Source organism: Paenibacillus sp. FSL E2-8871, assembly GCF_038000345.1.
In the GTDB taxonomy this organism is placed as follows: domain Bacteria; phylum Bacillota; class Bacilli; order Paenibacillales; family Paenibacillaceae; genus Paenibacillus_AQ.
In genome coordinates, this window is sequence record NZ_JBBOBV010000001.1 from 1,769,113 (window position 1) to 1,789,679 (window position 20,567).

Annotated in this window: 22 protein-coding genes and 2 pseudogenes; 4 read left to right on the forward strand and 20 right to left on the reverse strand. The window is 39.1% G+C overall.

Features of this window, described 5'->3' with window-relative positions; genetic code table 11:
• Positions 1-54 precede the first annotated feature (54 nt).
• On the forward strand, positions 55-456 hold the full coding sequence (locus tag NYE25_RS08135) for a VOC family protein (protein ID WP_341145641.1): 402 nt from the start codon (positions 55-57) through the stop codon (positions 454-456).
• A gap of 282 nt (positions 457-738) precedes the next feature.
• On the opposite strand, the gene NYE25_RS08140 is transcribed toward NYE25_RS08135, so the two are convergent.
• The 6 genes and pseudogenes from NYE25_RS08140 to NYE25_RS08165 form a co-directional block, all read right to left on the reverse strand.
• Positions 739-936 carry a hypothetical protein gene (locus NYE25_RS08140; RefSeq protein WP_341145642.1) on the reverse strand — a complete coding sequence of 66 codons (198 nt, stop codon included), beginning with the start codon at positions 934-936 and terminating at the stop codon, positions 739-741.
• Positions 937-1,006: 70 nt separating this feature from the next.
• A complete protein-coding gene (locus NYE25_RS08145; protein ID WP_341145643.1) occupies positions 1,007-1,984 on the reverse strand; it encodes a phosphotransferase enzyme family protein in 978 nt (325 codons plus the stop codon).
• Positions 1,985-2,289: 305 nt separating this feature from the next.
• A complete protein-coding gene (locus NYE25_RS08150) occupies positions 2,290-3,057 on the reverse strand; it encodes a nucleotidyltransferase domain-containing protein (RefSeq protein ID WP_341145644.1) in 768 nt (255 codons plus the stop codon).
• Between the two features lie 178 nt (positions 3,058-3,235).
• Positions 3,236-3,793 (reverse strand): GNAT family N-acetyltransferase, encoded by a 558-nt coding sequence (locus tag NYE25_RS08155; RefSeq protein ID WP_341055728.1) that lies wholly within the window; start codon positions 3,791-3,793, stop codon positions 3,236-3,238.
• A 357-nt stretch (positions 3,794-4,150) separates the two neighbouring features.
• The gene (locus NYE25_RS08160) at positions 4,151-6,007 is read right to left on the reverse strand and encodes an alpha/beta fold hydrolase (protein WP_341145645.1); all 1,857 of its coding nucleotides are present in this window, start codon (positions 6,005-6,007) and stop codon (positions 4,151-4,153) included.
• A gap of 57 nt (positions 6,008-6,064) precedes the next feature.
• Positions 6,065-6,630, reverse strand: a pseudogene (locus tag NYE25_RS08165) (TetR/AcrR family transcriptional regulator).
• Positions 6,631-7,003: 373 nt separating this feature from the next.
• On the opposite strand from NYE25_RS08165, the gene NYE25_RS31270 reads away from it, so the two are divergent.
• The gene (locus NYE25_RS31270) at positions 7,004-7,375 is read left to right on the forward strand and encodes an MBL fold metallo-hydrolase (protein WP_445667170.1); all 372 of its coding nucleotides are present in this window, start codon (positions 7,004-7,006) and stop codon (positions 7,373-7,375) included.
• A gap of 26 nt (positions 7,376-7,401) precedes the next feature.
• Here the strand turns inward: NYE25_RS31270 and NYE25_RS08170 are convergent.
• The 3 genes and pseudogenes from NYE25_RS08170 to NYE25_RS08180 all read right to left on the reverse strand — a co-directional run.
• Positions 7,402-7,503, reverse strand: a pseudogene (locus tag NYE25_RS08170) (phosphotransferase-like protein); the annotation flags it as partial.
• Between the two features lie 666 nt (positions 7,504-8,169).
• On the reverse strand, positions 8,170-8,397 hold the full coding sequence (locus NYE25_RS08175) for a VOC family protein (RefSeq protein ID WP_341145646.1): 228 nt from the start codon (positions 8,395-8,397) through the stop codon (positions 8,170-8,172).
• A gap of 77 nt (positions 8,398-8,474) precedes the next feature.
• Complete coding sequence (locus NYE25_RS08180) at positions 8,475-9,911, reverse strand: erythromycin esterase family protein (protein WP_341145647.1); 1,437 nt, start codon at positions 9,909-9,911, stop codon at positions 8,475-8,477.
• A gap of 206 nt (positions 9,912-10,117) precedes the next feature.
• On the opposite strand from NYE25_RS08180, the gene NYE25_RS08185 reads away from it, so the two are divergent.
• Positions 10,118-11,002: an AraC family transcriptional regulator gene (locus NYE25_RS08185; protein ID WP_341145648.1), complete on the forward strand. Its 885-nt coding sequence runs from the start codon at positions 10,118-10,120 to the stop codon at positions 11,000-11,002.
• Positions 11,003-11,016: 14 nt separating this feature from the next.
• The gene (locus NYE25_RS08190; RefSeq protein WP_341053304.1) at positions 11,017-11,142 is read left to right on the forward strand and encodes a hypothetical protein; all 126 of its coding nucleotides are present in this window, start codon (positions 11,017-11,019) and stop codon (positions 11,140-11,142) included.
• 483 nt (positions 11,143-11,625) lie between these two features.
• Here NYE25_RS08190 and NYE25_RS08195 read toward each other — a convergent pair whose 3' ends face one another.
• The 11 genes from NYE25_RS08195 to NYE25_RS08245 all read right to left on the reverse strand — a co-directional run bounded on the left by NYE25_RS08195 (position 11,626) and on the right by NYE25_RS08245 (position 20,452).
• Entirely contained in the window at positions 11,626-12,129 is a 504-nt protein-coding gene (locus NYE25_RS08195) for a DinB family protein (RefSeq protein WP_341053303.1), read from the reverse strand.
• A gap of 280 nt (positions 12,130-12,409) precedes the next feature.
• Positions 12,410-12,838 (reverse strand): 3-hydroxyacyl-ACP dehydratase FabZ, encoded by a 429-nt coding sequence (fabZ, locus tag NYE25_RS08200; protein WP_076287072.1) that lies wholly within the window; start codon positions 12,836-12,838, stop codon positions 12,410-12,412.
• A gap of 121 nt (positions 12,839-12,959) precedes the next feature.
• The gene (locus NYE25_RS08205) at positions 12,960-14,030 is read right to left on the reverse strand and encodes a CHAP domain-containing protein (RefSeq protein WP_341145649.1); all 1,071 of its coding nucleotides are present in this window, start codon (positions 14,028-14,030) and stop codon (positions 12,960-12,962) included.
• A gap of 178 nt (positions 14,031-14,208) precedes the next feature.
• Positions 14,209-14,388, reverse strand: a complete 180-nt coding sequence (locus tag NYE25_RS08210) for a hypothetical protein (RefSeq protein WP_341145650.1) — start codon at positions 14,386-14,388, stop codon at positions 14,209-14,211.
• 381 nt (positions 14,389-14,769) lie between these two features.
• Positions 14,770-15,669 carry a GNAT family N-acetyltransferase gene (locus tag NYE25_RS08215; RefSeq protein WP_341145651.1) on the reverse strand — a complete coding sequence of 300 codons (900 nt, stop codon included), beginning with the start codon at positions 15,667-15,669 and terminating at the stop codon, positions 14,770-14,772.
• Positions 15,670-15,876: 207 nt separating this feature from the next.
• Positions 15,877-16,494: a hypothetical protein gene (locus NYE25_RS08220; RefSeq protein WP_341124842.1), complete on the reverse strand. Its 618-nt coding sequence runs from the start codon at positions 16,492-16,494 to the stop codon at positions 15,877-15,879.
• Positions 16,495-16,666: 172 nt separating this feature from the next.
• Complete coding sequence (locus tag NYE25_RS08225; protein ID WP_341145652.1) at positions 16,667-17,407, reverse strand: class I SAM-dependent DNA methyltransferase; 741 nt, start codon at positions 17,405-17,407, stop codon at positions 16,667-16,669.
• Between the two features lie 591 nt (positions 17,408-17,998).
• On the reverse strand, positions 17,999-18,865 hold the full coding sequence (locus NYE25_RS08230) for an SDR family oxidoreductase (protein WP_341145653.1): 867 nt from the start codon (positions 18,863-18,865) through the stop codon (positions 17,999-18,001).
• A 3-nt stretch (positions 18,866-18,868) separates the two neighbouring features.
• Positions 18,869-19,372, reverse strand: coding sequence for a hypothetical protein (locus tag NYE25_RS08235; protein ID WP_341128565.1), 504 nt, complete (start codon positions 19,370-19,372; stop codon positions 18,869-18,871).
• Positions 19,373-19,480: 108 nt separating this feature from the next.
• Positions 19,481-20,047 (reverse strand): MarR family winged helix-turn-helix transcriptional regulator, encoded by a 567-nt coding sequence (locus NYE25_RS08240; protein ID WP_042189233.1) that lies wholly within the window; start codon positions 20,045-20,047, stop codon positions 19,481-19,483.
• Between the two features lie 57 nt (positions 20,048-20,104).
• Positions 20,105-20,452 carry a VOC family protein gene (locus NYE25_RS08245; RefSeq protein WP_076287092.1) on the reverse strand — a complete coding sequence of 116 codons (348 nt, stop codon included), beginning with the start codon at positions 20,450-20,452 and terminating at the stop codon, positions 20,105-20,107.
• Positions 20,453-20,567: the final 115 nt, after the last annotated feature.

Sequence of the window (20,567 nt, forward strand, 5' to 3'; positions counted from 1 at the left end):
CAGAACTAGAGTATAGTAGGAGTTGCTAATAATATATTCCAGGAGGCTATAGCCATGCCACAGGAGATCTGGATTAACCTGCCGGTCAAAGATGTTGAGAGGTCAACTGCCTTTTTCAATGAGATTGGATTCCATGCAGTGAGCGTTGGTAACGAGAGAGCCAAGCTTGACATAGGCCAAACAACGATTCTGCTGTTCCCGTATGCGGCGTTTGAGAAATTCACAGGTTCTAAAACCGCAGATACTTCCCATAGCGCAGAAGTAATATTTTCCATTGGCGCTGAAAGCAGAGAAGAAGTAGATGCCTTTATTCAAAAAGCAGAGTCTGCCGGAGGAAACATCTTTGGCAAGCCGAGTGAAATTGACGGCTGGATGTACGGCGCAGGATTTGCCGACCTGGACGGTCACCGCTGGAACCTGCTGTACATGGATGAGAGCAAAATGCCTAAAAGCTAATATGAAAACGCCGGTCACCTGCTTAAGGTGACCGGCGTTTTTTTACACCCGCAATAATCTCATATCTGTAATTCAAATCACCTGGGTTAGCCTATCGTTTCCCATTACTTCAATAAGGATGTGCTTTAAAAGTAATCGGGGATATCAAGTACTATGGAGTCGATAATATAAAGGGGTAGCAATTGAACCAATCCCTTTTACAATTTGGTCATCAGAAAGATTTAGTTCATATACGATGAGGGAGCTTAATAGTTGCTTTGTATCTGTTGCTTCAAGAACGTATCACTTTCCCTTTCTATACTTTTTGGAAGCCTGGCACATAGTTATATATTCTTCATATGGCAGATTATCTCCCCAAACATCATAGCCCATCTTATAAATTTCGATCATTTCCTCTTTTGTTGCTTCCCTAATTTTTTCAAAGTACCTCTCCCTTTGTTTTTTGCGGTTATAGATTCTTTTCGACAATAAGCTTATCATGATCTCTATTCTTCTGAAGCAAAACTGCTCCCAAAGTATCTGGGCTAACGTTCTCAGTTCGTTAAACAAACTACTCCCAGTAAGGAGTACCACTAAAGAGAAATTCTTCTTTATTTACATATCGCTTAAATTCCCGACTTGCTAATTTATTAATGTGACTGGGTAACCACTCATTAGATTCAGGCAGCCCAAGCCAAAAATTCATTGTTTCGAGTTGGGCTGCTACAAAGAAACCTTCCAAACGTTGAACATAGTTATGAGGCAGGTCGAATTGTTTTGCGTATGATTCTAGCAACTGGTTTCTGAATGCTGGGTGGATATAAGAAAGTGTCCAACCTAAATCGAATAAATAATATCCGAACCCACAAGCTCCAAAATCAATAGCTCTAGCTTCTTGTTCATGAAACACAAAATTACTTGGAATCAAATCTGCATGAATTATCCCCCAATTGCCAGGTGTTCTTTCTATGTCGTTCATCATTAAAATTGCACACTCTCCGGCCAATTGCAGAATTTCCACATCATTTTTATCGAGCTCACCACCGTTAGCAAGCTGTTTTAGCTTTTCTAATGATTGTGAAATTCTAGAATTATCAAATGACGGTCGAGTAAATGATCGCGGAATTTTCCAAAAAGATGATTGTTTATGAAGCTTTCCGATCAATTCGCCTACACACTCGGCATCATTGACTGTTGGAATAAATTGTTTTTGTTCACCATCTACCCACTTTAACAATGTACAGTTTATGTCATCTATCTTAGTAACATATTCACCAATGTTATTTTTTATAGGTGATGGCAACACCAGATTTGTATCATTTGTTAATGATTCCAGCCAAATCATTTCTGAATGGATGACTTTTTCCTCAGACCAAATACTTTCCATCGAATCATTTTTTGATAGATGTATTCGCAAACTATAGCAGTTACTTTCCTTATCTGTCACTTTATAGATGGTGTTTGCATTTTGGCCAATATGAGCTATTGATTGATAAGTAATTGGATAACAAGTTAATGCTTCTATAGCAATATCCTGAGTATTCAGCACGGTATCTTCCCTCCCCTTGAAACAACCGAATAAGGACATCGTACCATAATATTTTCCAATAGTTTGAGAGAGAACACTTATATTTATATTTTATTCATCACTTAGTTTATTAAGGTGCCCTGCTCAATCAATATGTATTATTCAACTATCTTGTCCCGCTAGCTCAATAGTCTTATGTTTTAATTAGAGTCGCTGCTTATAGTTGTCAGGCTTGCCAAACACCTAACGCAGTGACGTCCCGACGGGCTTAGGGGGCTGGATGTAGTCACTTGCTTCTCAGAGTGACCCGGAGCGTCAATATGGTGTTAGCCGAAGGAAGTTCTGGAAGCAGCCATTGCATTTAAGGCGTTCTCAAAATAGCTATATACTTCATCTGCAATTCCCAGAAACTCTTCAACAAGTACATTACTATCCAAGTAACAAGCATACAGATAATCAACTAAAGCAGAGTCAATCTCACAATAGTTTAATATGGCATTCTTCATCTTAATAATGTCATCTTGCCATACACCTGTATCTTCTAAAACCAAAGAGTATAATGCACGAATTAATCTCTTAGAGTAACCTTTAATATATCTAGTTTTCATTGTGTTATCACTAGCATTAGAAAGTAAACTATGTATACGATCTACTTCCTCCTTGGTCTCTGTATTTAAGTCTAAAATGAACTCTGGAGAAATAATTATCGGTGGTACTTTTTCACCAACGTCATGACCATATATGCAAACACAAATTATCTTTACCCAAAAACCCCACTCATTTGGTTTACTTAATACATCGTCAATCGAGCAAATTATCGTATCAATCTTAGTTACTACTGGATATTCTTCCAAAAGCCTGTCTTTAATAATTGACAATCTTTCGTAATCAATATCTTTGGGATTTACACATACAATAGTAAAGTCTGCATCTGACTTAAAAGGTTTAGCAGTTCCTTTTGGAATCGAGCCACACATATAAATGCTATGAATCTTACCTTTAAATTCGGTAAGTATATTATCTATATACTTACCAACAAAATCCTTATATTCACTTTGTATTACAATTCTATTTATAACTTTTTCTAATATCATATAGACTCCTCCTAAACTAAGAACTTCTTTCGGCTAACGTCTTTTTGCGAACTTCGTAAATTCGTCATGACTTAAGTTATTCGCGAAATCATTCAACTATCCTGCCCTTTCGTTGAAGAAAGGCAGCCGATCGCGTTACTGACCGGCTGCCCCATCGTGTTTGAGCTAAAGTGTCCCGTTAGGTTAGCGAATTTCGCACTAGCCATTCCTCTTTAATAAGACCGTATATAACTCGGTCAAGGTATTGATTGTGCAGCAACTCGTAGTTTCGAATTACCCCTTCCTGAGTAAATCCTAGACGTTCTGGTATCGCCCTACTTTTGATGTTATTAGTTGCTGCTCCAATCTCAACCTTAGTTAAATGTAAATCATTAAAAGCATGTGTTATGAAGGTATTACAGGCCTTAGTCATAATACCTTTACCTTCAAATTTGGACCCTAACCAATAACCTATTTCAGTTCTTTTAGAATCCGGATCAATCCATAAATATCCTATTGATCCTACGATTTCTCCTTTATGCCAGATACCCGCCCAGTATCCATTATTATTTGCAAATCTACTTAAAGATCGATGAATAAAGGCCTTTGTATCATCAACTGTAATTGTTTTATCAGGAAACTCAAGCCAACTTTTTAAAGAATCACGACTACCATCAATTAAATCAAATAACTCTTGAGAATGTGTCTGCTGGAGAATAGATAGGTATGTCTGATCATCAATTATAGCTATGTACATAGAATAGCCCCCTCATTAAATCAGCCAAAATTTGGTTACACCTATCGTAACAAAATACAATTTTATAAGCTACCTTGAGAGCTGCCCGTTAGCTGAATAAAGGCAGCTGATCGCGTTGACTGACCGTAAGTATATTTCTTCACAAGGTAATTACATGTCATGTGTAAGGAGCAATACTTTGTTCAATTCGCATTTTACTACCTCAGGATACTGATATGTACGCTGTAATTGATTAGCTGTTAGATTCTTAAGTAAATATATCCAGCGTTCATGTAGACAATCTATTTTTTCAAACAGTACGACTTTATTTCAAAGACACAACGATCTTACTACACGCTTTTTATTTATCCCACACTCTCATCTGCTAGTACTACTATTTTTTATTACCAAATTAGCCGTTTCACTCGGATGGTTAAGAGGAAAATGATGACCATATGGAACAAAATCAACCTTACCAAGATGCGAAGGAGCAGAATAGCCTCTGTCATAATCCCCCCAAATAATGCGAAGATTATACTTTGTTACTTCATTGAAATCACCTTGATCGTTTTTCAATAGTAAACTGTTAAGCTGAACCGTAGTATTTAAAATTCTAGGAGAAGTAAAACTGTTACTTATTTTTTCAATATAATGTTTAGGGATGCTCTCAGTACTTTCAAATAAACCATTACTTAATAAATAACGCTCTATCAAATTAGTAGTTGCCAATTTCAATGTCCATTTGTTCATAAATTGAGGAACATTTATCGATTTTGCATTTTTTTTAGCAACAGGTGGCTGAAGTAAAGTAATTGTATACTTCTTATCTATGTACTTTTGTACTAATGCTTCCAAAAGAATATACGCACCAAATGAATGGCCAATTAGATGGGCACCATTAGTAGCTTTCTCCAATAACTTTTTCACTACATTCAAATAGATATTTAAAAGATTTTTCTCTCGTTTAAAAGGAGAACGTCCCAAACCTGGAAGGTCCATGATCCATACAGGTCGACCCGTTTTTTCATGAAGCTCTTTCCCTAAAGGAAATAAATCCTCTCCATCACTTAATAAACCATGTAATAAAATAAACGGTTTACCCTCTCCTTGTGATTGGTAAATGGTAGTATTATTACATAATGTTCGTTTAAATAAATGACTGTGCCGGCCATTTTGATACATCATGCGATAATCCAGATCAGCTATTACAGCTGGGAAAAATTTCATTACATTTGTCTCCTTAAACCAATCTTCTCCCATAATCTTTTTCGCTGAACCATTTGAAAATGTTCGATTTGTAATAAAGTTCAGCCCATCAGCAGGAATTTGGGTTATTTTGCTTACCCCACTATTCATAAGTGCTTTCATAAATGGCAATGGGGCAGAAATTTTAGGTGCAGTCATATTCATACTTTCTGACATAGCATCTAATAATTCTGAAATATTCTGATCATGTTGTTTATCTTCAACAAGTGTATATGTTTGTATAGTTGGTTGCTCCAATCTGAAAACCTGCACAATAAACTTTGCTAGTTCATCGTTTGCAATAAGTGGTAATCTATATTCCTTACCTCCAGGAATCACTGGCATGAGCCCTTTTCGCATACTCATCACAAGCAAGCCTAAGCCTCCTGTTTGCTCCGTACTCCCTGTTTTACTACTACCAACTACAGTTGGTGGATTAATTACTGAAAGCGGATAACCTACTGTTGATGCCTGCTGACGGATATAAAGATCTGCTAAAAACTTTGTTCTCTCATATGGATTTTTTATTTTCAAAAAATTGTTTCCTTCTTTAAACACATCTATCGCAATCTTGCTATTTTTATCATCAAAGGGACTCATATAGCCTACAACATGAATAAATTGTTGCAATCCCTTCAATTGATGAATATTTTTAGCGAATTCACTAATATGTTGGGCACCATTCAAAAATACGGAAGCTGTCTCTTTGCTTGTCGCTTGAATATCCATGGGGCCTCCTGCGTGAATAATCACATCTGTTTTCAATACCCACTCCTTATCTTCAGCACTTAAACCTAAGTCTATTTTCGTCAAATCACCTTCAATAAAGTGCATAACTGCCTCTTTTAAGATGCCTCTTTCTTGATAAATGCGTGTTGCTTTACTTTTCGATCTCACTAATAGAAGAATTGTAACATGCTCTTTGGCTAATTCCTTCACTAATTGCTTTCCAATAAAACCTGTTCCACCAGTTAAAAATACTGTTCTCATATAAATCCTCCTTTTAGTACTATCCAGTACTAATTTGATGTAAAAAAAATGCTTCTTTTATCGAAGCAAGTTAAAAAAATGATCTGCTGTTTTCATGATTACAGTTGCATCCTTCAGTGTTTCTGAAATAAATAGCGCTCCTTCAAGATTTGTAATAAAAAGAGATGCAACCTCGTCAATATTAATTGTCTTTCTAAATTCACCATTCTCTACCCCTTGTTTAAGTAATAGAGAAACTTTCGTTTGTAATCCTGCAAAAAAAAGACCTATTTTTTCTTTTACTTTTGTGGCATTTGTAGGGCTTTGAATATAAAGCGTAATAAATGGACAGCCCCCTTATATTCTCTCGTCTGAACTCCTTGTGATAATTGCTTTAAAAACAGTTGGATACGATCTTCAACTAATAATTGGTTTTGAGATAGTAAGCCATCAATTGCAGATTGATACATTTCAATCCAATAATCAACGACCCCTTCCAACAATTCTTCCTTATTAGAGAAGTGATAATACACATTAGACTTTGAAACTTTGCTTACACGAACTAATTCATCCATGCTTGTATAAGCAAACCCTTTTTCTAAAAATAATGTTGCAGCTACTTCAATCACACGTTTTTGATTCATTAATTTCACCCTTGTCATAATTAGTACTGTACAGTACTATAATAGGTGTTGCAAGTATTTTTGTTAGTTTAATAAAAAAAATTGATCAAAAAAGCTATACGTTAATTGATTTTACTGCTAAAAATTAATCTCATTTTGAACAAAGTTGAACTGAACCCCAAAACTGTTTTGGATGGCTTGCAATTTTTCACTTGTGTTTTAACGCTAGGTTCATATATTTTTGAAAAGAAAACAAATATGTTTTTTTGGAAGATACATACGAATTTATTTTTGTAGTCACTAAATTGTTTAGAGAGATGCTTTTATGCCCATTTCAGTACAGCATATTCGACATGCTACATAAATTATCTCAATAAATGGAAAACGATTACTGATTGATCCGATGTTGAGTGAAGCCGGTAAATTTTCACCTGTCCCTTTCACTAGAAATTATCGCAGAAATCCATTGACTTCATTGACTGTTTCACTTCACATTTTCGAAGATGTAGATGCTATCCTTCTAACACATCGTCATTTTGATCATTGGGATACGAAATCTATATCCATCTTGAATAAGGAAACTCTTGTATTTTGTAGCCCTAGGGACCAAAGCTTTGTTCAAAAAGCTGGATTCAAGAAAATAATAGCAATTAATGACTATTATGAATGGGAAGGAATTCAAATGAGGAGAATTGAGGGACCGCATGCTCCTGGCATTACTGGTAAGATACTCGGGACAGATTTATTATTAATAAAATCATTGTAATTATTAAAAAAATCATCAATTGATTAATGATAAAAAGGAATCTCTTTCTGATTTATCAGTTCAGTCGATATGGAGGTCTTTCCAGAACTTGAAGTTCCATTTAGATAAACTAATATCCCTTGCTTCAATTTAATCATCTCTTCAAAAAACAACAGAGCACTATATAAAAAGATATGTGATGAGACATCGTAGAAATTGTCGGCTAAAGCTACCTTATCTAACAGTTCTTGAAATATCTTAATGCCAAAAGTGTTAAAAAACTGAACCAGAAAGCCCATAAGTACATATAGCAATATGATCCACTTGAAATATACAATGCATTTTTTTATCATTTTATATTGCCTCCAAAGAGATGATAGGAAAAGCCAAGGGCCCGTCAGTTTAAATAGGAAGAATCAATGAGCAATCTATTGGTCCCCTACCTAAACCCTGTGTCCCTTGGCTTTATATTAAGAGCAATGCCAATCGAGACCGTTCAAAGTTATAGTTTTCGTGTGATCAAAAAGGGTAGAGAACCCCCTTGATGGCTGGCACGCGTTTTTCCCCAGCCCGAAAACTAAATACTTCGAACGATACGGATTGTCATCCTTTTCACCTCATGTTGGAAATTATCCCTATTATAATTCTGATGTAAGTTATACTCAAGTTTTAATTTAGTCCGAAGCTTCGCCGCGGTAGATTATGTAACGTGTAAAAGACAAGTTAAACTAATCTGCCGTTCGACAGAACAAAGGGCTGCCACTTGGCAGCCCTTATGTATTGAACTCCCTCGGTTCCGTTAGCTGAATGACAAATTACTTGGGCCAGCCACCCCGAATATCGAGTTTATTTCCATCTGGGTCCTGGGCATAAAAATTAAGACCACAACCCCCATTATCTTCAATCTCCGATACCTTAGCTCCGTTGTTCTTCATTTGGCTGTAGAGTCCGTGAAAATCATTGACTTCCAAGGTAAGTGCACATTGTTCCGTTCCACCTATTTCAATGTAGTTTAGATTTGTCTGCTCAGGAGTCTTAATCAAAAAAGGGCTTGTCCCGAAGGGATACGAAGCTGAGCCTGAAATCTAAGAAGAATAACTTTTTTTAAACGGTTTCCTTCTCACTTATGTGTGTCGGGCAAATATGTCGGCATCTTCGCTTGTTTGATGAGAAGGACGCCGTCGAAATGCCGTCTTAGCTCTAACGGCATCGGCATTTGCACCTGATAAGAGGCTATCATCCGTTCGAACATCCAAGAATTTCCCCGTTCATTTTCCCGATAGCGTAAATCCATGAATGTATATGGCTGTCCTACAGCCGCCAAAATATCTTCCATAGACCCCGGAATAATCGGATTCAACTGAATCGGTTCCCTCGTATTCTCGGCTGCTTGTCCTTCGCCCATAAATAGACCCATGACGTAGCTTTCCTGTTGCAGTTCCTTTGGCATAAGCTCTCCCATACTCTTCGGCATGGTGGAAATCAGAGACTGTGCTTTGCTGATATGGCCATTATGGCCCCATACGATGATATTCTCTTCCGGATAAACTTCTGTCACCAACCATGCAAGGTTGCTGGCCATCGCCCGATCGCGCCATTCCATCATGGACTGAGCGCCGCTATAATCCCCTTGTTCTGATAATAGATTGGATTGGATGCACAGCTCATTAAATTCCTGAATGACCCGGATTCGATCCTCTAGCGCTCGCTTCATTAACTTGACGATATGCGGCTCATCGGGATAGTCCATCTTCAACGCATTTTCATTCTTAGTCACGGCCTGCAATAGCTCTTCATACACCTTAATCAGCTCAGGCTTGGCCTTACGGAATCCGCTTTGATCCTTGCTCATTCTCCACTTATGAACCTCTTGTTCCGCTTGCAGCGCTCTGTCCTTCAGCTTAATACTTGGAATCCAGTTCGCATTCTGAAAAAGCGGCGATTGCACCTGAATATCGAAGCCCGTCAGTCGCAAAGGCGATTCGCTCTTATGTGTCTCCTTCATGTATTCGAATAGCGGCTTCGTCTCTTCCGTCCACCATACGCCAAATATGGAACGCCTCATCGTATCGGGAGTCGCCGTCTTTTTTATCCGTCCTTGACCAAGGGCTGCATCGCCCAAACCACTCTCAAATGCAACAATGTTAAACCCTAGCGTTTGGTGCATGTATTGAATGAGGCGCGTTTTGACTAGATTAAATTCGGCCACACCATGTGAATTTTCTCCCAAATATACGATTCGCTTATCAGCGAGCAACGGGATCAGTATATCAAGGTCGCTAAATTTGTCCTGCCCAATGGATCCTCCGTTCGAAGACCATGATTCCGGTTGGATCGTCTGTAAGGTATAAGCATGATCCGCGGCCCAACGCTTCCAATCGGATAAAGTAGCCTGATACGATCTTGCTGTTCTGACTTGCTGTTCATTCACCGCTGCTTCCCCATATGCAGTCTTGACCGGGATAACCGCTGATGTTATCGAGGTACTAAGCATGATCAAAGTGAGCGGCATGCACAACAAGCTACGCAGACTAAGGGTATTCGCCTTCCATTTCATTGCATCTAACTCCTTACCGAAAAATAATTTTACGTTCTACTTCAAGTATAAATTCATTGCACCACACCTTTTTGATCATTATTGCTATCTTTATGTGAACACAATAATATGGATGGAGTTATCCTTTATATACCCGAGAAACAAAGCAATATATATCAAATATGCAGCGGTTGCTTCTGATATTTTATTCTTAAGGAGGTTATAACATGAGCTACAGTACGATCATCCAAGAGTCGATTGCCTATATAGAGACGCATTTGCCCGAAGAATTGTCACTAGAGAGTATGGCTAAGTTTGCAGGGTTTTCAAAGTATCATTACCATCGGATTTTTCAGCAAGAGGTTGGCGTGAGCGTATCTGAATATATCCGATTTCGGAGAATTGCAAATTCGTCCAACATGTTACTGTTGACAGATGAAAGAATTATAGATATTGCCATTTATTATCACTTTGAGAGCCAAGAATCGTTCACCCGTTCTTTTAAGAAATACTATCAATTACCGCCAGGGCAGTATCGCAAAATCATGGGCAAATTAACGATGCAAAGGGAGGAAATGAAAATGAAAAATGAACAATTATTAAAGGGATGGCAATTAAGCGGGAGTCACCCCTTCAACTATCAGATGGGGATTGACCGGGAAACCTTCCATCAAGGGAGAGCGTCCGGATTTTTAAAGTCGGTTACAGTGGTACCGACGGAAGGCGAATTTGCAACGATGATGCAGCAATTCAAAGCGGACAAATATATGGGCAAAAGACTCAAGCTCTCAGGGTTTATCAAAACAAAAGCAGTGAGAGGCTTTTGTGGGTTCTGGATGCGAGTCGATGATGCTCTTCATGATGTACTGCAATTCGATAACATGAGTGACCGCCCCATTATTGGAGATACGGAGTGGAACCATTACAGCATCGTGCTGGATGTGCCGGATAATAGTGCCGCGATTGCTTTTGGTGTGCTGTTGTCCGGGAGTGGACAGGTCTGGATAGATGGGCTTCAATTCGAGGAAGTGGATACCAAGGTGCCTACGACGAATATCGATTTTATGTGTGAACTTCTAGACGAGCCTATGAATTTATCGTTTGAGGAATAGAGAGGTGTTGCAGAATGAATGATGTTAAAAAACAAAACCTTGGCAATGTCATCGGTCTTGTAATCGTTACGATCGTAATGGCTTCGAAGTTTTTGATAGGAAATATATTCGTGAGCTTGGTAAAAGATATTTTTAATTAATACCCGACAGTAAAAGAGTAGTTAGCTTGCACAAGACAAAAAAGCTTACATCCCACACAAAGGTATGCCCCTTAAGCAAGCAGCTTAACCGTTCAATAAAATAAGCAGGCTTCGGCCTGCTCAACAATTTATGCTATTAAACTATAGTATCCAGTTAGTTCAATAAATCTTAACCTCAATCCGCGTGGCTCAACTTACCCGTTAGCCATTCATGCAGCGCAAGAGCGGCGCTGCACCACAGAGGATGAAAATGGGTACCCCTGTCTATACTGTTTGTACGGCTGGCGAAGAAGGTCGAACTATTTTATTATGCTCTTTTTCAGGTTTTGAGCTAATTTAATTTTCATGGGAGTTCAATAGAATCAACAGTTTCAGTCCGATGGTATCCTCTTGTCTATGATTCAAGCCACCACTTTCAATCCTATGATAAAATACTTATAAATCCCACTATAGCCAAACGGCCAAAGCGGATATAATCTTACTCTAAATTACTGGAGGTAGCGCTCCGTACTCGGCCCACTGCTCTTTTGTCGGGCCGTAAAGATCCGGCACACGAAGGCCTGCCTGACGCATCAGGACTGTCATCTGACCACGATGATGAATCTCATGCTTTACGAGAATATCCAGCATTAAGCCGTTTGGCCATTGATCACCATACATATCGCTCATGATAAGCAGATTCTCATCTTTCCAACTGGACTGTATAGCATCAAGGAGCGCTTGTGAGGTCCTCTTATAGACTGACGCGATGTCTGCTGCCGAAGCTGGCACCGGCATATCTTCGCTCGGTCCTTCGAAAGACAGTCCCGTCCGAGATGGCATTTCGTGCAACGTCTGTACAAGGTGCCATGCAACACGTCCAAGCGTTCTATGATCGCTTGTTATCTGTTGGCCAAGAGACTCGTCGGTCAGCATCTCCAGTGTCCGCATTGTTGCTTCCGTTTCATTTTGCCAAGTTGCGGTAAAATCTTTAATGTGTTTATACATATCCAACATCTCCTTTTTGTAATGGAATCAAGTTTATTATACCGAACATTAGTTCGCAAGTAAATATTTACATTTACTTAAACTCCCCCCCCCGTTAACCAAACGAAGCTGCCGAAAATCATTGCGCTAATCCCGAAATGTAATTACCTACGTATGGTTAATACTTTTGATCATTTTGTTTACGCTAGCCTGACCGTTAGCTTAATGAAAAGAGCAGGATACCGAAGCACCTGCTCATTAATATGTATTATTCAACTATCGTTTCACGTTACCTTAAAACCTAAATCGAACTGAATGCAAACATTATTTCAGATTCGCATACCAATTCATTATTTACCGTGGCGACTCCCTTTCCTTTGACGATTTGTCCCTTGATTCGAATTACATCAAATACAAGAAGGAGTTGGTCTCCTGGTTTTACTTGTCGTTTGAAACGACAATTATCAATACCAGTCAGTAAGCCTATTTTATGATTGTTGCTTTCAACGTTAGACATAGCGACTCCACCGACCTGTGCCAGTGCTTCTACAATTAAGACTCCAGGCATTACGGGATAGTCAGGGAAATGACCGAGAAAATAAGGTTCATTAATGGTTACATTTTTAATCCCAACAGCTCTCTTCCCCTCATTAATCTCCAATATTCTATCGACCAAGAGAAATGGATTCCGATGAGGAATAATCTCTTTAATTCTTTCAATATCAATCATGGATTTGCCTCCCTAATCGGTTTATTACCATTTTATCGCCTTTGGGTTAAACTGGCCCGAAAAAAACTCAACATAACTCTTATTAAACTATCCTATCCGTTAGCGTAATAACTGCTCGAAATCAATAACTAAAGGGTATATACTCTCCATTGAAATGATAACGGTAGCCGTTATCTATTCGGACATATCCGAGTATACAATGATCTCTACCCCTGAATGAGACACTAGAGTAGTTTTTATTGTCTTTATTACCTTCAGCAATCAAAATTTCATTGTCTTCACAAGCTAAAACAATTCCGATATGATCGTGAGAATTATCGGAGAGAAGCTTATCGAAAATAACAATATCACCACGTGCTGGAATAAATCCTTCTTGTTTAGCGTCATAGAAAAATCTAGTTTCGTGCAGCTGAGCCCAATCCAACCACGCACCAACCCCAGCTAGACGATACATTCGGTTAGGATATCGAATTGGAAGAAGTATTCCAACCTGCATACAGCAGTAGTATACAAATGCAGCACACCAGTTACCTTCTAGTACTTTATAGATACCAGAGTCCGGCCAATACTTGCAAATTTCCCGATAACGTTCATCTTCCGGTACCCCGATTATGTTTTGCTCTGCGAGATTTTCCGCAAAATCAGCCAGCATAAGTCGTCTGTCTTTAGTTTCTCTATTTAATGCTTCCACATCTACGTTTAATTCTGTATCTACATTTCCCTCCTGAATCCCTAATTCAATAAATACATTTTGTAGTCTATGTATTTCCGTCTTAAGTAAATGATTTCCTGTATTTTGAAAGTACCTCTGCAATAAAATAGCGTCTTTAATAACTTCCTCATCTGGTCCATGAACTCGATTTCTATCTTCTTGATAAAAGATTGATCTAAGAATTACTGAGATCTCTTCGTCGGTAAAGATTTGAGTGCTACGTATTATAGGTCTTACCGCGTCTGCGCTATTGTGACCAGGAAAGGTATTTATTCCAGTTTTATAGAAATAAAAATCGTGTAGCACCCCCGCGATCGCAGCTATTTCCGAATCTTGTCCTCTTCTCATAGCGAGCATCGAAGCGAAGGTAGACACTCCTGAAAGATGAGCCCAAGCTTTCTGATTCTTGAAGCTGCTCTGCATTTCATAAACAAGGGATCGAACAATTCCAAGACGCTTAGATTTCTTCTCACATATCATAATTAATTCCCCAATCCCCGAACTAACGCAGGCTTATGTCCGTAGCCTCTCTGTATTCATAAAACTAACGTTTCCCATTAGTTCAAATAAGTTCTTTTAAAATGTTTGTATAGATCCATGTGAGTCTTGCTGTACTAGTTAATCCGTATCCGTGCAATCCAGTACAGACTTGTGACATCTATGACTCCGTTACCAACTCCTTTACTTTAGATGCAAAGGTCTCCCAGCTTGTATCATATCCTACATTAAACGTCCACCCGTTAGATCGAAGCTTCTCACCTAAATAGATGTAATCGGCGCGTTGCTTATCATTTAGGTTTACATCTAAAATCTCGTCACCAACCTTGAACTCGTTCATTTAATCGTACATTTTCATAAGGATATCTTCCTTATCCTTATCTCTTTCCATTCCACTGTGTAAGATAATTGAATCGATGGCATCATCTAGTTTCTGTGTAACAAGAGTTTCATTATTCCAATTATGATCTTGTTGATACTGTATAGTTGCTTCAAGTTGAGCTAGATCTCGGTGAATGTTAGCATTCAATAATTCATATTTCAATTCTTGATTTCTACTATCCTTTTTCTAATTCATAAATAAGACAACATTACCGAATAGCGATACTATTAGAATTACTTTAATCCAGTCTACCTTCTTCATACTTTCTCCAATCTCTCCTGAAATATCGAACACTTCTAATAATATTCTATGCTTATTCCACTAACATTACCTGTTAGCTCAACGAGTCATTTGAGGATATATATCGCTAGGTGGTCTGCTCAATCGAGTGTCCGGCTTATAATATTTTGTTACCCAATGGTTTAATGACTTTGCTTTGAAACCAAGACTCTTATACAATTTTATTGCAGGATTGCCTTTCACAACCCCGAGTGTCACGATTTCCCCACCCCTTCGCACAATTTCATTTACAAGAAATGAAATAAAAGCTCTTCCGTATCCTCGTGATTGAAGATCTAGACGAACAGACACATGACTCAGTTCAAACCCGTCAATAATTCCGACTGCTGCTATTTCACCATCAATAAGCATCACGAATCTATTGCTTCTATCTTCGGCGAATCTCATCCGCTCCGTTTCATTAGGAGGATAATAGTAAGACGGAAGAATACCCACGCGTTCATGCATTTCGTAAAAAGCTATTTCACAAATGTTATGGCATATTACATAATCATCATCTTCGTATTGCCTTACAGTAATATTAGTTTCAGGAAGAAGTACACCTTCACGCTCCATGATAAAGGATGAATAACTTATGTAATAACCATGCTTATATAAAAATTGCTGAGAACAACGGTCGCCATCTATACAGAAACCTATCGAACGTTCTACTGCTACGTTTTGAGAAAGTATTTTATCCGTCTTTTCCAAAAGTGTGGCACCGATACCCATTCTTCTATATTCTTCGTTAACAAATATCGTCGTCAACGCTCTTCTCTTAAAACCATCAAAAGAGAGAAAACCTACCGTTAAGTCGTTGTAACGAGCAACAAATATACCGTCTGAGAGCATTTTGTTACTCTGTTGAAACACATTAAATTGTTCATTTTCACACAACATGGCTGTGATTGAAGCTTCGTCCCTTTCGGGTTTATAGGGTTCAATTTTCAGTTGTTCCATCTGCATTCACCTTTGATCATAAGTTTAGTTTTGCTGTAATTTTCATAAATCCTACTTAATCCTTAGGACTGGAGCTAATACGTACTCTATAATAATCAGACCATAATTTACAAAAATAGGTTTCTCTATACTACCCGATTAGTTGAACAAATAAAACGGCTGCCGAAGCAACCGCTATTTCACTATCGTTCTCCGTTAGCTTAGTTTCTAAAATACAAATTCTGTCTCGTTGTTTTCATTATCAAGATATATAACCCTACAGGAATCTTTCCAACTATCCCAATTTAATACGCTATCAACATCCACACGGAATAATTCATTATATGGTACATTCATAGGATTAGAAAAATCATAAAAAACAAGTTCATAGGGGCATGCCCAATAGCATCCATCAATCACTATTAGTTTTTTTTGTTGAAAATATATTATTTCCCCCCAGCAAAATCCATGCCCTTTATAAGCCTCTTCGGGAACATAATGATTGGTTTCTTTATTTGATAAATTAACAATTGAATACCCTTGATAATCTAACCCACACAACAGATATTCTGTGCCATTTACCTCCAACCAACTGAATAAGAATGGGTCATAATTTCTATATATTATGTCGATGATTTTATGCTCACTATCCGTAACAATCCCTTTTGTGTAATTATGTCTGATAAAACCTTCAACATGGTTATAGTGATGGATTTCAAGTTTGAACTTTCCTGAAGTTGAATGAATAATTTCAGTTTTCTCAGAGATGTAAAATTCATCTTGAAAATAGTACATCATCTCAGCTCTTTCACTGAGAAACTGTGAGTCCTCAACAATATTCCTCAAATTCTTTCACCTCGCTTTAGTATTACAAATTGTACCATATTTTCAGACAGGCTATTACGCTATCTTGCCGTCTAGTTGAATAAAGGCGGACTCTAAGGGGGAATCTGCTAGGATCACCAAAAATCCCCTCGACCTGAGGGGATTTTTCCTATTGCAATGCATTACGTCTCTCCTAACATTTCCTACAAACGCTAATAATAGATGAAGATGACGGAGAGAACGGCTTTTTATCCCAGTCAGCATATTGATGTTCGACGCGAAAGCCGTGACGGATTAATAAAGATTGCAGCGTAGCCTGATCTGTGAATCGACAAGCAATTCGGGAAGTCGTTCGTTTATCTCCCCAATCACGAATCGTGACCCAATGCATGATATGCTGGCTAGCATCGTAACATTGTGTGCCTGATACCTTGACGTTTTGCCCATCCTTATCAATAAAGGCCCCCCATCCTGTCTCCTCTTGATCGGATAAATCCGTTCCCTCCGGATTACGGGTCTCGAATGCAAAGATTCCATGGGGTTGTAAATGTTTGTGAACGGTAGTAAGTAAATCGCTTTGATCTTGATCACTTAAGAATGCCTGAAATGCATTGCCAGTCAAATAGATCATCGAAAATCGCTTGTCCGATTCGAAGGTACGGGCATCGCCTTCCATAAAAGTAACAGTCAACCCTTCCGCCTTCAGCCGCGCATATGCGAGCATCGCCGAAGAGATATCTACACCAGTCATCGTTATGCCGGCTTTCGACAGGGGTATCGTTGTTAAGCCTGTACCACAAGCAAGTTCTAACACTTCGCCAGGACTCGATCTTGCAAGCTCAAGATAGAACTGATATTTGTTCATTTCACCGTCAAATTCAAGATCATAATTTACCGGATCCAGATATTCTTCAAGATTGCTATGTTCAATCAACGCCATCCCCTCTTTCATTACAATGTTACATTGGAGAAAAAATAATTTTCATTAGGAAAAACATGTACTTATATAGACTCAGAAAGGATAATCAAAATAAAAGTCCTCTCGATAACCCTCGTACTTAACAGTATTATTTTACTATTTTTTCGATAAACCGTTTGGTAATTCATAGTTATAATCAATTTTTATCGAACCTTACATAACTACTTTTTAAGTCGATAATCACTAATCTATCCTGACCGCGATAGAATAATTAGAGGCCGACCCAACAAAATGGTCATCTTTTTTTCGTATTCGGTATAGCATCTTTCTTTATTCGATACAGGTGATCGAGTAAACGATATCTCGTTCCCATCTTCAAGCCGAAACTGGTTCGCGGACAGCGTGTCGGAACAAAACCGAGCCAGATGACGCAAAATTATTTCGACTGCGGTCCATTCCGTTAACCTGCTGTTAGCTTAAATGAAAAAGAAGAGCTACCATAAAGGAAGCTCCTCCACTAACGTTCTCCGTAAGCTCAATGACTTAACTAAAATCGGAGTAAAACGCTGCTAACGATACAAATATTAGAATAGGTGGGCTCCGCCTCTACCGGAAATTTTCTACACACTCATGTAGAAAGGCGTCTAGCGTGCGTGGCTCTCTGCCAAGCAAGCCCTTTACAGTGTTATTTGGACTTTCTGGCACCATCCTAGACATGGTTTGAATTTCCACAACGTGGTTCGCGAGCCAAGGAGGCAGATTCCCGTGCTCGATAAGATTACGGAGTAGTTCTTGGGGTTCCAAGTTGATGTAACTTATTGGCCGATTAAGCAGGGCAGATAGTCGACTCGCGATCTGGGGATAACTGAAAATCTCCGAACCAGTAAGCGTATATATATGGCCTGATACCTCGTGGTTGGTCAGAACTTCTGCGGCAACGTCTGCAATATCGCGACAGTCTATAAAGTTACACGGTGAAACGCCCATGGAGCCGAAGAAAACATTTTGGGTTGTAATCGTTGGTGCAAAGCGTATTAAATTTTGCATGAACGCATAGGGGCGCAATACGGTGTGCGTGAGACCCGATTCTCTCAGCGTTTTCTCAATTTCTTGATGCCAGCCCGCTACTGCCACTGGAGAGCTATGCTCAAAGGCAGGACTGGATATTTTTACGATGTGTTTGATTCCAGATTCGGCGGCAATCTGAATGATAGAGGTTTCCAATTCGATTTGTCTTGGACTGTTGGACATGGCAAGGAAGAGCTGGCTAGCATCTGTAAACGCGCGGCGCATCGATGTGGGGTCAGAAGCATCGACAAAAGCGACCTCGATAATTGATCGGCCTTTTTCTCCGATCTGATCACGCAACTTCTCTGGCTCTCTGCTTAGCGCCCTGACAGGAACGCCAAGATCAACTAAACGTTCCAAAAGCGCACTACCTATCGTACCTGTTGCTCCCATAATAACTATCATTTTTTATCTTCTCCTTTTAGATGAAAAATTAGTTGTGACGGCAAGTCGCCACCGCCATGTCACTATCGTGCTTGCTATGAATCCAGACAACGGGAAATCGATCCATACACGATCGACCCAGGCCAAGTAATTAATCGGAATCATAAATTCTACAAAAACAGATGTCACCCATGCAGCGTATAGTCCAAATGAGGACCCGGCCATTGCGAATACCCCTACTACAACCAAGTGAGGTGCACAGATGACCCATCGCAAATGGCCCACTCGGCTGCGCAACAAAAGGCCAATCATCAAGGCCATCAAGGCCGATGCGCCGCCAATTGTGGTCAATGCCGCTATTTGAAGCCCCCTATCTGCAGTAACCAATCCCCCGATACCTGCCATAATGGCAGGAGCAGTATAGGCCATTACAAATTCACGCCATAGTACAAAAGTCTTTTTCTTGGAACCAGCAGCCTTGATGCCGTAAACATCATCTGTCTGATTCGAGTATTTCATCTGGTTCATTTACTTGCTCCTTTCTTCTTTGAAGTAGTTCAATGATTGCGTTCAGCTAGATATAATTAGGTGCCTAACTATATAAGAGTAAAAATAGGCTAGCTTCACTAGCCCATTCTACTCATTACTGATGTTTCCCTTTGGTTTCGAGCCTAATTCGCCCGTAAGTGCTGAGATGCCTTGTGTAACTCGACCTAGCAAGTCGAGAAATACGCTGCGTTCTTCGATGTTGAGCAAGCCCACCATTGCTTCCAACCGAGCGAAATGCTCAGGAGCCATTTCACGGAGCTTCTTCGCTCCTTCTTCCGTTAAGACGACTGATTTCTGACGGCCATCGTCTGAGCTTGATCGCCGAGACACTAGCCCATCTCGTTCAAGAATGTCGATAAGACCAGTCACTGTAGCACGTGTAACGCCTAGATGCTCCGCTAATTGCGAAGGCAACTCTTCTCCTTCGTTATCTTCAAGATCTGCCAATAAACGATAACGCCCTGTTGATAAACCGAATCTAGAGAAATGAATCTCTGAGGCGTGTCCAAGCATGGCTCCCGCTGCCATTAGCCTAGACGCGACGAGTATAGCCTGTGCGTCTATGTCTAGGTTATAGCGATCAATCTGACGCTTGGATTGTACAAGCGAGGGAATAGCCTCAATGTCATTTATTTTTTTATTATTGTTGTTCATATATGTAGTATGGTCCCTAACTACTTTTGTGTCAACTCATTTTTATTACACAACTCGTTATTTCTCCCAAAGCTCGATCAGTCGACCTTCAGGATCTTCAATCCAAACAAACTTTCCAAATTCACTAATTTCTTTTTTCTTTGCAAGTGGTATACCAATATGCTCAAGATGCTTAATAGTCTCGTCTAGATTATGTACTTGGAAATTTAACATCACTTGTTGTTCTGTTGGAAAATAACTGTCATCCTCGGTAAAGAAAGAAAAGATAGTCTCATTTCCTGATTGGGGCTTTATCACAGTCCCATTCCAATGATCTATTTCAATCTTCAAGACCTCACTGTACCATTTTTTTATAACTTCAAGATTCTTAGTTCTCCAAAAGATTCCTCCGAAACCTTTGATCATCGTATTTATCTCCTGTCTGTCATCAATTTTTTAGCTATCCGTTCTCAATAAATATTCGAGATTTAAAATTAAGTTCCTTTTTCAACTATCTTGCCCATTAATTGAACAAATAAAA

Excerpts from the sequence above, each read along its gene's own strand:
- NYE25_RS08180 (WP_341145647.1), bottom strand. The coding sequence starts at position 9,911 with ATGAAATGGAAGGCGAATACCCTTAGTCTGCGTAGCTTGTTGTGCATG.
- NYE25_RS08240 (WP_042189233.1), bottom strand. The coding sequence starts at position 20,047 with ATGAACAACAATAATAAAAAAATAAATGACATTGAGGCTATTCCCTCG.
- NYE25_RS08230 (WP_341145653.1), bottom strand. The coding sequence starts at position 18,865 with ATGATAGTTATTATGGGAGCAACAGGTACGATAGGTAGTGCGCTTTTG.
- NYE25_RS08140 (WP_341145642.1), bottom strand. The coding sequence starts at position 936 with ATGATAAGCTTATTGTCGAAAAGAATCTATAACCGCAAAAAACAAAGG.
- NYE25_RS08205 (WP_341145649.1), bottom strand. The coding sequence starts at position 14,030 with ATGATATGTGAGAAGAAATCTAAGCGTCTTGGAATTGTTCGATCCCTT.
- NYE25_RS08135 (WP_341145641.1), top strand. The coding sequence starts at position 55 with ATGCCACAGGAGATCTGGATTAACCTGCCGGTCAAAGATGTTGAGAGG.
- NYE25_RS08235 (WP_341128565.1), bottom strand. The coding sequence starts at position 19,372 with ATGAACCAGATGAAATACTCGAATCAGACAGATGATGTTTACGGCATC.
- NYE25_RS08215 (WP_341145651.1), bottom strand. The coding sequence starts at position 15,669 with ATGGAACAACTGAAAATTGAACCCTATAAACCCGAAAGGGACGAAGCT.
- NYE25_RS08245 (WP_076287092.1), bottom strand. The coding sequence starts at position 20,452 with ATGATCAAAGGTTTCGGAGGAATCTTTTGGAGAACTAAGAATCTTGAA.
- NYE25_RS08160 (WP_341145645.1), bottom strand. The coding sequence starts at position 6,007 with ATGAGAACAGTATTTTTAACTGGTGGAACAGGTTTTATTGGAAAGCAA.
- NYE25_RS08190 (WP_341053304.1), top strand. The coding sequence starts at position 11,017 with ATGAATGATGTTAAAAAACAAAACCTTGGCAATGTCATCGGTCTTGTA.
- fabZ (WP_076287072.1), bottom strand. The coding sequence starts at position 12,838 with ATGATTGATATTGAAAGAATTAAAGAGATTATTCCTCATCGGAATCCA.
- NYE25_RS08150 (WP_341145644.1), bottom strand. The coding sequence starts at position 3,057 with ATGATATTAGAAAAAGTTATAAATAGAATTGTAATACAAAGTGAATAT.
- NYE25_RS08195 (WP_341053303.1), bottom strand. The coding sequence starts at position 12,129 with ATGTATAAACACATTAAAGATTTTACCGCAACTTGGCAAAATGAAACG.
- NYE25_RS08185 (WP_341145648.1), top strand. The coding sequence starts at position 10,118 with ATGAGCTACAGTACGATCATCCAAGAGTCGATTGCCTATATAGAGACG.
- NYE25_RS08155 (WP_341055728.1), bottom strand. The coding sequence starts at position 3,793 with ATGTACATAGCTATAATTGATGATCAGACATACCTATCTATTCTCCAG.
- NYE25_RS08210 (WP_341145650.1), bottom strand. The coding sequence starts at position 14,388 with ATGAACGAGTTCAAGGTTGGTGACGAGATTTTAGATGTAAACCTAAAT.